Source organism: Microbacterium algeriense (assembly GCF_008868005.1).
GTDB lineage: Bacteria > Actinomycetota > Actinomycetes > Actinomycetales > Microbacteriaceae > Microbacterium > Microbacterium algeriense.
In genome coordinates, this window is the sequence record NZ_WAAO01000003.1 from 616,554 (window position 1) to 628,980 (window position 12,427).

At 70.3% G+C, this 12,427-nt stretch carries 11 protein-coding genes; 8 read left to right on the forward strand and 3 right to left on the reverse strand.

All coding sequences use genetic code 11. The features are described 5' to 3' along the window. Positions 1-12 precede the first annotated feature (12 nt). A complete protein-coding gene (locus F6A08_RS16620; protein ID WP_151460151.1) occupies positions 13-1,176 on the reverse strand; it encodes an SLC13 family permease in 1,164 nt (387 codons plus the stop codon). Positions 1,177-1,336: 160 nt separating this feature from the next. Here F6A08_RS16620 and F6A08_RS16625 point away from each other — a divergent pair, with 160 nt between their 5' ends. The 7 genes from F6A08_RS16625 to F6A08_RS16655 all read left to right on the forward strand — a co-directional run bounded on the left by F6A08_RS16625 (position 1,337) and on the right by F6A08_RS16655 (position 9,841). Then, positions 1,337-1,798, forward strand: coding sequence for a DoxX family membrane protein (locus F6A08_RS16625; RefSeq protein ID WP_192576806.1), 462 nt, complete (start codon positions 1,337-1,339; stop codon positions 1,796-1,798). 198 nt (positions 1,799-1,996) lie between these two features. Next, a complete protein-coding gene (locus F6A08_RS16630; RefSeq protein WP_017201862.1) occupies positions 1,997-2,086 on the forward strand; it encodes a potassium-transporting ATPase subunit F in 90 nt (29 codons plus the stop codon). Next, positions 2,086-3,765 carry a potassium-transporting ATPase subunit KdpA gene (gene kdpA / locus F6A08_RS16635; protein ID WP_151460069.1) on the forward strand — a complete coding sequence of 560 codons (1,680 nt, stop codon included), beginning with the start codon at positions 2,086-2,088 and terminating at the stop codon, positions 3,763-3,765. Before F6A08_RS16630 ends, kdpA begins: the two co-directional genes overlap by 1 nt. Before the next feature lie 2 nt (positions 3,766-3,767). Continuing rightward, the gene (gene kdpB / locus F6A08_RS16640) at positions 3,768-5,972 is read left to right on the forward strand and encodes a potassium-transporting ATPase subunit KdpB (protein ID WP_151460070.1); all 2,205 of its coding nucleotides are present in this window, start codon (positions 3,768-3,770) and stop codon (positions 5,970-5,972) included. A 25-nt stretch (positions 5,973-5,997) separates the two neighbouring features. Then, positions 5,998-6,624, forward strand: a complete 627-nt coding sequence (gene kdpC / locus F6A08_RS16645) for a K(+)-transporting ATPase subunit C (protein WP_151460071.1) — start codon at positions 5,998-6,000, stop codon at positions 6,622-6,624. After that, the gene (locus F6A08_RS16650) at positions 6,621-9,173 is read left to right on the forward strand and encodes an ATP-binding protein (RefSeq protein WP_151460072.1); all 2,553 of its coding nucleotides are present in this window, start codon (positions 6,621-6,623) and stop codon (positions 9,171-9,173) included. The genes kdpC and F6A08_RS16650 overlap by 4 nt, the downstream gene beginning before the upstream one ends. Next, complete coding sequence (locus F6A08_RS16655) at positions 9,170-9,841, forward strand: response regulator (RefSeq protein ID WP_151460073.1); 672 nt, start codon at positions 9,170-9,172, stop codon at positions 9,839-9,841. The genes F6A08_RS16650 and F6A08_RS16655 overlap by 4 nt, the downstream gene beginning before the upstream one ends. Here F6A08_RS16655 and F6A08_RS16660 read toward each other — a convergent pair. Both F6A08_RS16660 and F6A08_RS16665 read right to left on the reverse strand, forming a co-directional pair. Further along, complete coding sequence (locus tag F6A08_RS16660; protein WP_151460074.1) at positions 9,838-10,653, reverse strand: tryptophan-rich sensory protein; 816 nt, start codon at positions 10,651-10,653, stop codon at positions 9,838-9,840. The two genes, F6A08_RS16655 and F6A08_RS16660, sit on opposite strands and share 4 nt — an antisense overlap. 214 nt (positions 10,654-10,867) lie before the next feature. Beyond that, positions 10,868-11,434, reverse strand: a complete 567-nt coding sequence (locus F6A08_RS16665) for a TetR/AcrR family transcriptional regulator (protein WP_151460075.1) — start codon at positions 11,432-11,434, stop codon at positions 10,868-10,870. A 95-nt stretch (positions 11,435-11,529) separates the two neighbouring features. Between F6A08_RS16665 and F6A08_RS16670 the strand changes: the two genes are divergently transcribed. Continuing rightward, on the forward strand, positions 11,530-12,372 hold the full coding sequence (locus tag F6A08_RS16670; protein ID WP_124894684.1) for an alpha/beta fold hydrolase: 843 nt from the start codon (positions 11,530-11,532) through the stop codon (positions 12,370-12,372). Positions 12,373-12,427 lie beyond the last annotated feature (55 nt).

Consider the following 12,427-nt stretch of genomic DNA (forward strand, 5'->3'; position numbering starts at 1 on the left):
GGGCGGGTGGGGCTAGCCCGACACGACGACCAGGACGAGGACGGCGGTGCAGACCGTGGACACCGCGGCCACCGCGCCCCACAGCATGAAGCGGCTCCACCGGATCGTGACCCCCAGCGCGACGATCCGGTGGTGCCAGAGCAGCGTCGCGAGCGATGCCCACGGCGTGATGAGCGGTCCGAGGTTCACGCCGATCAGCAGCGCCATCAGCGCCACGGGATCGCCGGCCGCGGGCTCGAGCACCAGATAGGCCGGGAGGTTGTTGATCGCATTGGCGCTCGCAGCCCCGAGCGCGGCGAGCCGGAACAGGTCGCCGGGAGAGTCCCCCGATGCGGTCAGCGCGGTGAGGAAATCGAGGAGTCCCTGCGCATGCGCGGCCTCGACCAGCACGAACAGCGCCGCGGCGAGCGCGACCGCCTGCCACGGAACGAGTGAGAGCCGCAGCGCACGGCGGCGGCGGACGGCGAACAGCACCACGAGCGCGAGTGCCGCCCCGGTCGCCGGGATCCACACGTCGTGCGTCAGGGCGAGCAGGGGCATCAGCACGAGGAGGATGCCGGTCGCACTCCAGAACAGCGTCGGATCGGCGGGTCTTCGCGGCACCGGGGTCTCGTATGTGCCGAACACGGTGCGTCGATGCAGGAGCGTGAGGATCGCGACTGGTACGAGGATGCCGGCGAGCGTGGGCGCCCAGCTCAGGGCGAGGAACGCCGTGGGCCCGTCGCCGATCGCGGGAGCTGCGAGCAGGTTGGTGAGGTTCGACACCGGCAGGGCCAGCGACGCGGTGTTGGCCAGCCACACCGTCGCCAGCGCGAACGGGATCGGAGACACCCCCACGCTCTGGGCGAGCACGACCACCACGGGCGTGACGATCACCGCCGTGGTGTCGAGCGACAGGAACACGGTGCTCACCACGGCGAGGACGACCACGAGCATCCACAGCACGACGACGCGGCCTCGACCCCAGCGTGCGAGGCGCTGCGAGACGACGTCGAACACCGCGGCGTCGCGGGCGAGTTCGGCCACGACCGTGATCGCGATGACGAACCCCAGCACGGGCGCGATCCGCTCTCCCAGGGCACCGGCATCCGCCCGCGGCAGGAGCCCCGTGATCACGCACAGGAGGGCGGCCGCGACGAGACCGGCGACGACCCCCGTCCCCGCACTGATCCGCACCCTTCGCACTCCCACCTGGTGAGCATAGGGCCGATCCTCCCGCGACGCGTGATCTCCCCGGCGCTGACGAGTCTCACCAGACGACGGAGCGCTTCGACACAGGATGTGCACGGAATCGAGCGAGGAGCGTCGCGAAGAGCGGGCTCCGAGGAGGATGCAGATGAGTACTCGCCGAACCGCAGACCTGGCGACGGACATCGGACAGCTCGGCGTCCGGGTGATCATCGCCGTGAGCTTCCTTCTCGCGGTCGCAGATCGCCTCGGCATGCTCGGCGGCCCCGGTGACCCCGGCGTCTCCTGGGGATCGTGGGGAGCCTTCCGCGAGTACACGGCGCGTCTTGTTCCCGTGCCGGTGGATCTCCTCGTGGACGCCGCGGCGGTCGGCGCCACGATCCTCGAGACACTGCTGGCCGTCCTCCTGATCGCGGGATTCGTCACCCGCCTCGCGGCGACGGGAGCCGCGGCGCTCACGCTCGTCTTCGGTCTCAGCATGTTCGTGTTCCTCGGACCGCTCGCCCCCTTCCGGTATCCCGTGTTCCTCTTCACCGCCGCGGCCGTGCTGCTCGCGGGGCTTCCGCGCCACCGCTGGAGCCTGGACGCCGCACTCCGCGCTCCCGTGTAGAGGCTCCCGTCGCGCGGGGAGCGGCGGGCGTCAGAAAGGTGCATGCATCCGCGGCGGAGGCGTAGGGGAAGCGTGAGGATCGCGGGATCGGACTCCGGGCGGGAGTTGGATCGGATCCGTGCTCGACATCATCTACATCGCGCTGACTCTCGCGCTGTTCGCCCTCGTCTCCCTGGCGGCCAAGGGGGTGGAGCGACTGTGATCGTCTTCGAGATCCTCGCGGCCGCTCTCGCCGTCGCCGCCGTCGTCTACCTCGTGGTCGCGCTCGTCGCCCCGGAGAGGTTCTGATGGACGCGACGATCTGGTTCGGCATCCTGCAGGTCGCGGCCGTCGTGGTCGTGCTCGTGCTCCTCTACCGCCCGCTCGGCGACTACATCGCCCACGTGTACTCCTCGGCGCGTGACCTGCGGGTCGAGCGCGGCCTCTACCGGCTGATCGGTGTCAGCTCCTCGTCGGAGCAGACCTGGCGCGCCTACGCCCGCAGCGTGCTCGCCTTCTCGGTGGTCGGGGTTCTCCTGGTCTACGGTCTCCAGCGACTCCAGGCCTTCCTCCCCCAGTCGCTCGGGCTGCCGGCCGTGCCGGAAGGGCTGTCCTTCAACACCGCCGCGTCGTTCGTGGCCAACACCAACTGGCAGTCGTACTCCCCCGAGCAGACCATGGGCTACACCGTGCAGCTCGCGGGCCTCACGGTGCAGAACTTCGTCTCTGCGGCGGTCGGTCTCACGATCGCGATCGCCCTCATCCGCGGTCTCGCCCGCCGGGGGTCGACCACGATCGGCAACTTCTGGGTCGATCTGATCCGCGGCCTCGGCCGCATCCTCCTCCCGCTCGCCCTGATCGGCGCCGTGGCCCTGCTCGCGGGCGGCGTGATCCAGAACTTCGCCGGCTTCACCGACGTCACCACCGTCTCGGGCGGTACGCAGACCATCCCCGGCGGCCCGGTGGCCTCGCAGGAGGCCATCAAGCTGCTCGGCACCAACGGCGGCGGCTTCTTCAACGTCAACTCCGCGCACCCGTTCGAGAACCCGACCGGCTTCACGAACCTGCTGCAGGTGCTGCTGATCCTCGTGATCCCGTTCTCCCTCCCCCGCACCTTCGGCCGCATGGTCGGCGACCACCGTCAGGGCTACGCGATCGCCGCCGTCATGGGCACGATCTTCCTCGTCTCGACCTTCGCCCTCTCGGCGCTCGAGCTCGCGGGCCGTGGCACGGCGCCCGAACTCGCGGGAGCCGCGATGGAGGGCAAGGAGGTGCGCTTCGGCATCCTGGGCTCGACCCTGTTCGGCAGCGCGAGCACCCTCACCTCGACGGGCGCGGTCAACTCGATGCACGACTCGTACACGGCGCTCGGCGGCATGATGCCGATGCTGAACATGATGCTCGGCGAGGTCGCCCCCGGTGGCGTCGGCTCGGGCCTGTACGGGATGCTCGTGCTCGCGATCATCGCGGTGTTCGTCGGCGGACTGCTCGTCGGACGCACGCCGGAGTGCCTCGGCAAGAGGATCGGGCCGCGCGAGATCAAGCTCGCCAGCCTGTACATCCTGGTGACGCCGACCCTGGTGCTGCTCGGCACCGCGATGAGCTTCGCGATCCCCGGTATCAGGGAGGACGTGGAGTCCACCAGCATCCTGAACCCCGGAGTGCACGGCATGAGCGAGGTGCTCTACGCCTTCACCTCGGCCTCGAACAACAACGGCTCCGCGTTCGCCGGACTCACCGCGAACACCCCGTGGTTCAACACCGCCCTCGGTATCGCGATGCTGCTCGGCCGGTTCCTGCCGATCGTGCTCGTGCTGGCCCTTGCCGGCTCGTTCGCGGCGCAGGAGCGCATCCCCGCCACCTCCGGAACCCTGCCGACGCACCGACCCCAGTTCGTCGGTCTGCTCCTCACGGTGACGGTCATCGTCACCGCGCTCACCTACTTCCCTGTGCTCGCACTGGGCCCGCTCGCTGAAGGACTCGTCTGACCATGACTCTCATCACCACCCCCTCCGATCCGCATCCCGCGGTCCCTGAGCCCGTCGAAGGGTCGGCACCCGCGGCCGCCCCGCGCTCCTTCGGCTGGTCGCAGCTCGTGCAGGCGCTCCCCGGCGCGCTGCGCAAGCTCAACCCGGCAGCTCTCGTCCGCAACCCCGTCATGCTCCTGGTGTGGGTCGGCGCGGCGTTCACCACGGTGCTCGCGATCGCCGAGCCGTTCCTCGGCGGCCCGTCCGACTCGGGCGGCACCCCGGTGCCCGCCCCCTTCACCTGGGGGATCGCGATCTGGCTGTGGCTGACGGTGCTGTTCGCGAACGTCGCGGAGTCTGTGGCCGAGGGCCGCGGCAAGGCGCAGGCCGCGAGCCTGCGCAAGACCCGCACCAGCACGATGGCCCGCCGCGTGGTCGACTACGACGGCACGACGGATGCGGCGGCCGAGCACGCAGCGACCGCCCAGATCTCGTCGGCCGAGCTGCAGCGCGACGACATCGTGATCGTCACGGCGGGCGAGCTGATCCCCGGCGACGGCGACATCGTCTCGGGCATCGCCACGGTCGACGAGTCGGCCATCACGGGCGAGAGCGCTCCGGTGATCCGCGAGTCCGGTGGAGACCGCAGTGCGGTGACCGGTGGCACCCGGGTGCTGTCCGACCGGATCGTGGTGCGCATCACCTCGAAGCCGGGCGAGACGTTCGTCGACCGCATGATCGCGCTCGTCGAGGGTGCGAGTCGCCAGCGCACCCCCAACGAGATCGCGCTGAACATCCTGCTCGCGAGCCTGTCGATCATCTTCGTGGTCGTGGTGCTGGCCCTGAACCCGATCGCGTCGTACGCCGCATCCCCCGTCAGCATCCCGGTGCTCATCGCCCTGCTCGTCTGCCTGATCCCGACCACCATCGGGGCGCTGCTCTCGGCCATCGGCATCGCCGGGATGGACCGGCTCGTGCAGCGCAACGTGCTCGCGATGTCCGGTCGTGCGGTCGAGGCCGCGGGCGACGTCACCACCCTGCTGCTCGACAAGACGGGCACCATCACGTACGGCAACCGCCGCGCCCACGAGGTGCTGGCTCTTCCGCGAGTCGATGCGGACGAACTGCTGCGCGTCGCGGCGTTGTCGTCTCTCGCGGACCCCACGCCAGAGGGGGCCTCGATCGTCGAGCTCGCCGCCGCGCAGGGCATCCGGGTGACAGCCCCCGATGACGCCGTGGTCGTTCCGTTCACGGCACAGACCCGCATGTCGGGGCTCGACCTCGCCGACGGCACGCAGATCCGCAAGGGTGCCGGCTCCGCTGTGCGCGCCTGGCTCGGACTCGACGGCGACGACCTCGAGCTCACGAGCCGCACCGACGCCGTGGCCGAGAGCGGCGGCACGCCCCTGGTCGTCGCGGTCAAGGGCCCTTCGACAAGCTCAGGGACCCATCCTGACTGGGTCGCTGAGCCTGTCGAAGCGCCGGACGCCCGCATCCTCGGCGTCGTGCACCTCAAGGACATCGTGAAGGACGGCCTGCGCGAACGCTTCGACGAACTGCGGGCGATGGGCATCCGCACCGTCATGATCACGGGCGACAACCCGCTCACGGCCGCCGCCATCGCGAAGGAGGCCGGCGTCGACGACTTCCTCGCCGAAGCCACCCCCGAAGACAAGCTCGACCTCATCCGGCGGGAGCAGGAGGGAGGGCGCCTGGTCGCGATGACCGGCGACGGCACGAACGATGCCCCCGCCCTCGCGCAGGCCGATGTCGGCGTCGCGATGAACACCGGCACCTCGGCGGCGAAGGAGGCAGGCAACATGGTCGACCTCGACTCCGACCCCACCAAGCTCATCGACATCGTGCGCATCGGGAAGCAGCTGCTCATCACGCGCGGAGCGCTCACCACGTTCTCCCTCGCGAACGACATCGCCAAGTACTTCGCGATCATCCCGGCGATGTTCATGGGGGTCTTCCCCGGACTCGCGGCCCTGAACATCATGCAGCTGCACTCGCCGGCATCCGCTGTCACCAGCGCGATCATCTTCAACGCGATCGTGATCGTGTTCCTGATCCCGCTGGCCCTGCGCGGAGTGAAGTACCGTCCGGCGAGCGCCTCGCAGATCCTGCAGCGCAACCTGCTGATCTACGGTCTCGGCGGTGTGATCGCCCCGTTCCTCGGCATCAAGCTCATCGACCTCGTCGTCAGCCTCATCCCGGGCTTCTGACCCGGCTCGGAAACGGAATCCAGTCATGTCATCCACTCGCACCACCCTCCGCACCACCGGTGTCGCCGTCCGCGCGATGCTCGTCCTCACCCTCGTACTCGGCGTCGGCTACACGCTCCTGGTCACCGGCGTCGGCCAGCTGCTGCTCCCCTGGCAGGCCAACGGATCGGCGCTCCCCGACGACAGGGGCAGCGCGCTGATCGGACAGTCCTTCACTTCGACGAGGCTCAGCACAGGCACGGATGCCGACGGGGAGGCGCTCCCGGAGTACTTCCAGTCACGCCCCTCCGCCGCGGGTGACGGGTACGACGGCGCCGGCTCCAGCGGCAGCAACCTCGGACCCGAGAACGCCGACCTGGTCGCCGCGATCGCGGAGCGCAAGGCCATGATCGCGGAACGCGAAGGCATCGACCCGTCCGAGGTGCCCGCCGACGCGGTCACCTCCTCGGGGTCGGGTCTCGACCCGCACATCAGCGTGGCGTACGCCCTGCTGCAGGTGCCGCGCGTAGCCGCGGCCCGCGGGCTGTCCGCGCAGGAGGTGCGCGACCTCGTGGAGTCTAGGATTCAAGGGCGGGATCTGGGATTCCTCGGCGAGGAGCGCATCAACGTCGCCGAACTCAACCTCGCGCTCGATGATCGGGAGGGCGAATGACCGGAGAACCGCTCCGTCGACCTCCGTCGCGTCGCGGTCGGCTCCGGGTGCTGCTCGGGGCCGCGCCCGGCGTCGGCAAGACCTACGAGATGCTCGCCGAGGGACGGCGGATGCTCGACGAAGGCCATGACGTCGTGATCGCGATCGTGGAGACGCACGACCGCGCTTCGACCAGGGCGCAGACGGTCGGCATCCCCGAGGTTCCCCGGCGCGTCGACACCCACCGCGGCATCACTCTGACCGAGCTCGACATCGACGCCGTGCTCGACCGCGCCCCCGAGATCGCCCTCGTCGACGAGCTCGCCCACACGAACGCCCCCGGCTCCCGCAACGCCAAACGCTGGCAGGACGTGGACGAGCTGCTGGACGCCGGCATCGACGTGGTGACCACGGTCAACGTGCAGCACATCGAGTCTCTGAACGCCGTGGTCGAAAAGATCACCGGCGTCGCGCAGCAGGAGACGATCCCGGATGCCGTCGTCCGCGCCGCCGACGAGATCGAGGTCGTCGATCTGGCCCCGCAGACCCTGCGCGATCGGCTCTCGGCAGGACTCGTGTATCCCGCCGAGCGGATCGACGCCGCCCTGTCGAACTACTTCCGCCTGGGCAACCTCACCGCCCTGCGCGAGCTGGCCCTGCTCTGGCTCGCCGACGAGGTCGACAGCGCACTGCGCAGCTACCGTGCCGAGCAGGGCATCGAGGGGGCGTGGCAGGCCAGGGAGCGCGTCGTCGTCGCGCTGACCGGAGGCCCGGAGGGTGAGACGCTGATCCGCCGCGGCGCGCGGATCGCCGCCCGCTCAGCCGGGGGCGAGCTGCTCGCCGTGCACATCTCAGCGCAGGACGGTCTGCGCGACGAGACGCCGGGAGCCCTCGCCGCACAGCGCACGCTCGTGGAGTCCCTCGGCGGCACGTACCACCAGGTCGTCGGGGACGACATCCCCGGCACGCTCGTCGAGTTCGCCCAGGGAGCGGATGCCACGCAGCTGGTCATCGGCGTGAGCCGCCGCGGTCGCCTCACGGCCGCGCTCACCGGTCCCGGCATCGGCGCCGAGGTCATCCGCCGGTCGGGCGACATCGACGTGCACATCGTCACGCATGCCGCGGCCGGCGGTCGGATCGCCCTCCCGCGCATCACCGGCGGCGCGCTCGGCTGGCGGCGACAGGCGCTCGGGTTCGGAGTCGCGCTGGCGATCGGTCCGCTGCTGTCGTGGATCATGTTCACCTTCCGCAGCCCGGAGTCCATCACGGCCGAGGTGCTGGCGTATCAGCTGCTCGTGGTCGTGGTGGCCCTCATCGGCGGCATCCGTCCCGCTGTGTTCGCCGCGGTGCTCTCGGGCGTCACGCTGGACTTCCTCTTCGTCGCACCGCTCTTCACGATCACGATCGCGCACCCGCTGCACGTGCTCGCCCTCGCGCTCTACGTCGTCATCGCGATCCTGGTGAGCATCATCGTCGACCAGGCCGCGCGTCGTGCCCGCACCGCGCAGCGCGCTGCCGCGGAGGCCGAGCTGCTGGCCGCCGTCGCCGGCAATGTGCTCCGCGGCGACAACGCCGTGCTCGCGCTGGTCAGCCGCACCCGAGAAGCGTTCGGACTCAGCGGCGTGCGGCTGATCGCACCCGACGGCGAGGTGCTCGCGAGCGACGGCGAGCCCGTGGCCGACGGACGCGCCACGACCATCCCGGTCGGCGTGGTCACGGGCGGCGGTCCCCGCGCCGTGCTGGAGCTGAACGGCGAACCGCTCGCCGGACCCGAGCGGCGGCTGCTGGATGCGATCGTCGCCCAGCTCTCCGCGGCCATCGAGCACACCGACCTGCGGGCGACCGCGCGGGAAGCCGAGGCGCTGGCCGAGACCGATCAGGTGCGCAGCGCCCTGCTGTCGGCCGTGAGCCACGATCTGCGACGCCCGCTGGCCTCGGCCGTCGCGGCCATCGGCGGCCTCCGCGCCGCCCACCGCCTGTCGGCATCCGATCGCGAAGAGCTGCTCGCGACCGCCGACGAGAGTCTCGCGACGCTGTCGACGCTCGTCACGGATCTGCTCGACGTGAGCCGCGTGCAGGCCGGGGTGCTCGCCGTGTCGTCGTCCCGGATGGATGCCGCCGGCATCGTGCTCGCGGCCGTCGACGAGCTGGGCCTCGGCCCCTCCGACGTCGAACTGGCCCTCGACCCCGACCTTCCGCCGCTGCACGCCGACCCCGTGCTGCTCCTGCGCGTGCTGGTCAACGTGATCGCCAACGCCCACCGGCACGCCCCCGACGGTTCACGCGTCATCGTGTCGACGAGCGCCCTCGGCGACCGCGCCGAGATCCGCATCATCGACCGCGGAGACGGCGTCTCACCCGAGCGACGCGACCGCATCTTCCAGCCGTTCCAGCGCTTCGGCGACACCGACAACACGACAGGGCTCGGTCTCGGTCTCGCCCTGTCGCGCGGATTCACCGAGGGCATGGGCGGTACCCTGACACCCGAGGACACCCCGGGCGGGGGCCTCACCATGGTCATCTCCCTGCCGCTGGCTGCAGGACCCCGCGACACGGAAGGCTCGGAGTGAAGCTGCTCATCGCCGACGACGACCCGCAGATGGTGCGCGCCCTGCGCATCACCCTCGCCGCACACGGCTACGACGTCGTCGTGGCACCGGACGGCGCGGCCGCCATCGCGACCGCCGCCCAGACGCACCCCGACCTCATCATGCTCGACCTCGGCATGCCCCGCCTCGACGGCATCGAGGTCATCCAGGCATTGCGCGGATGGACGAACGTGCCGATCATCGTGGTGTCCGGCCGCACCGGCTCCGCCGACAAGGTCGAGGCTCTCGACGCGGGCGCCGACGACTTCGTGACCAAGCCCTTCCAGGTCGACGAGCTGCTGGCGCGGCTGCGGGCGCTGTCGCGTCGCTCCGTCCCGGCAGGCGGGGAGTCCACGGTTGCCTTCGGCGACGTCGTCGTCGACCTCGTGACCAAGACCGTCACGCGCGGCGGCACGCGCGTGCACCTGACGCCGACGGAATGGCGGATGCTCGAGCACCTGTCCCGGCATCCCGGCGCGCTGGTCACCCGCCAGGATCTGCTGAAGGAGATCTGGGGCAGCGAGCAGGTCTCCGATTCCGGCTACCTGCGCCTGTACATGTCGCAGCTGCGGAAGAAGCTCGAGCGGGAGCCCGGAGCGCCCGCCCACCTGCTGACCGAGTCGGGGATGGGCTACCGGCTGGTGCTCTAGCGACCCAGCGGGGCACGGTCGTGCGCACCGGCGACGCGACGCCGACGGAGTACGGCCACGACACCGGCGAGCACGAGCAGCACCGCGACGACGATCGCCGTCACCGCGGTGGGCGTGCTCTCGGGCTCGCCCGTCAGCCGACCGACGGCGAGCCAAGCCAAGCCCCAGGCGGTGGCCAGGGCGGGGGCCATGCGCCCGGTGGACCACGCCGCCGCGACGCCGATCACCAGCACCACGGCCAGCACGGCGACCGCCCAGACATCGGCGGCCTCGCCCCAGCTCGACGGGGCGATCTGGGTGAGCCAGGCGGCGGTGTTGGCGACAGTCGCGATCGTGACCCAGCCGAAGTGCAGTCCGTTCGCCCCGTCGGTGAGGATCCGGTCGACGAGGTTGCGGGCCGGGAAGCGTCCCAGGATCACGATCACCCGAGCGAGGACGGCGACGAGCGCCGCGATGACCAGCACGGTCAGCCACAGCGTCAGGTAGCGAGCGGTGACGAGCCACAGCCCGTTGAGCACCATGGATGCCGCGATCCATCCGCCCACCGCCTCCTGCCGGGCGTCCTGCCGCTGGGCCGGGAGCGCCTGCCACACGGTGTAGGCGATCAGTCCGAGGTAGATGAGCGACCAGATCGAGAACGCCGGTCCGGCCGGGGCGAGGTACGACCCCTGGGCCGACAGCGCACCGTTCTGCAGCTCATCGACGGACGCGCCGCCGAAGGCCCCTCCGCCGACCGCAGCCGCGATCAGCATGAAGACGGCCGCGGCGATGATGAGCGACTGGCGAGCGATGCCCCTCGTGCGTGATTCCATGCCCCGACCCTAGGTGGCCTCCCCTTCGCCCACACCCGCCTTGACAGCCGACAGCCATGTCGCTAACCAGGTTAGCCATATGGCTCGAGCGGACGGATGGCGTGGACAGATGTCGGACGGATGAGCACCCGTCGGGCTGCACGCCGCCGTTTCGCCCGACATCCGTCCGAACGCCCGACATCCGTGCGGGCGGCGGTGGGATCAGCGCCGAGGGTCAGGGGTGGGGGACGGCGGCGTCGATCAGGACCTCGGCCGCGCGCCGCGCGTGCACCGCGGCATCCGGATCGGCCGAGATCGCCGCCGTGCTCTGGGCGCCCTCGGCGAGGATGGACAGCTGAGCCGCCAGGGCGCCGGGAGCACCGGTCGCTGCGACGAGCTCCGCCATGTACTGCTGGAACGATGCCTTGTGCGCCCGGACGATCGCGGCGACCTCGGAATTCGTGCCGCCGAGCTCGCCGAACGCGTTGATGAACGCGCACCCGCGGAAGTCGTCGGCGCAGAACCAGTTCTCGAGGTATCCGTACACCGCGAGGAGTCGCGTGCGCGGGTCGTCGCCGGCATCCGCCACTGCGCCGGAGAGTCCGGCTTCCCACTGGGAGTGCTTGCGAGCGAGGACGGCCGCGACGATGTCGGTCTTCGCAGGGAAGAGCGAGTACAGCCGGCGCAGCGACACGCCGGCGGCGGAGCGGAGCTCGTCCATACCCACGGCGGCGTAGCCCTTGCGGTAGTAGAGCTCCTCCGCGGCGGAGAGGATGCGCTCGCGGGCGTCGTCTTCGGTCATACCCAGAAGTTTACTTGACACGAGAACGAACGTTCTCTATGTTGATCATATCGAGCGAGAACGATCGTTCTCACCGGAACCGAAAGGACAGGATCATGGGTTACATCACCGTCGGAAACGAGAACAGCACCCCGATCGAGCTCTACTACGAAGACCAGGGAGCCGGCCAGCCCGTCGTCCTGATCCACGGCTACCCGCTCGACGGACACAGCTGGGAGCGCCAGACCAGGGAGCTCCTCGCCCAGGGCTACCGCGTCATCACCTACGACCGCCGCGGCTTCGGCCAGTCGTCCAAGGTCGGAGCCGGCTACGACTACGACACCTTCGCCGCCGATCTGAACACCGTGCTCGAGACCCTCGACCTGCGCGACGTCGTTCTCGTCGGCTTCTCGATGGGCACCGGAGAGCTCGCGCGCTACGTCGCCCGCTACGGACACGACCGCGTCGCCAAGCTCGCCTTCCTCGCCTCGCTCGAGCCGTTCCTCGTGCAGCGCGACGACAACCCCGAGGGCGTGCCGCAGGATGTCTTCGACGGGATCGAAGCTGCCGCCAAGGGCGACCGCTTCGCCTGGTTCACGCAGTTCTACAACGACTTCTACAACCTCGACGAGAACCTCGGATCCCGCATCAGCCAGGAGGCCGTCACCGGCAGCTGGAACGTGGCCGTCGGCAGCGCCCCTGTCGCCGCCTACGCGGTCGTCCCCGCCTGGATCGAGGACTTCCGCGGAGATGTCGAGGCCGTCCGCGCCGCCGGCAAGCCCACGCTCATCCTGCACGGCACGAAGGACAACATCCTTCCGATCGACGCCACCGCCCGCCGGTTCCACCAGGCCGTTCCCGAGGCCGAGTACGTCGAGGTCGAGGGCGCCCCGCACGGCCTCCTCTGGACCCACGCCGACGAGGTCAACGCCGCGCTGAAGTCCTTCCTGGCGAAGTAACCCTCGTTCGAATCGCCCGAATGGCCCCGTTTCCCCGGAGATGGGGCCATCCGGG

Coding starts and splice junctions, on each gene's coding strand:
- F6A08_RS16665 (WP_151460075.1), bottom strand. CDS start 11,434: ATGACCGAAGACGACGCCCGCGAGCGCATCCTCTCCGCCGCGGAGGAG.
- kdpB (WP_151460070.1), top strand. CDS start 3,768: ATGACTCTCATCACCACCCCCTCCGATCCGCATCCCGCGGTCCCTGAG.
- kdpA (WP_151460069.1), top strand. CDS start 2,086: ATGGACGCGACGATCTGGTTCGGCATCCTGCAGGTCGCGGCCGTCGTG.
- F6A08_RS16660 (WP_151460074.1), bottom strand. CDS start 10,653: ATGGAATCACGCACGAGGGGCATCGCTCGCCAGTCGCTCATCATCGCC.
- F6A08_RS16625 (WP_192576806.1), top strand. CDS start 1,337: ATGAGTACTCGCCGAACCGCAGACCTGGCGACGGACATCGGACAGCTC.
- kdpC (WP_151460071.1), top strand. CDS start 5,998: ATGTCATCCACTCGCACCACCCTCCGCACCACCGGTGTCGCCGTCCGC.
- F6A08_RS16670 (WP_124894684.1), top strand. CDS start 11,530: ATGGGTTACATCACCGTCGGAAACGAGAACAGCACCCCGATCGAGCTC.
- F6A08_RS16650 (WP_151460072.1), top strand. CDS start 6,621: ATGACCGGAGAACCGCTCCGTCGACCTCCGTCGCGTCGCGGTCGGCTC.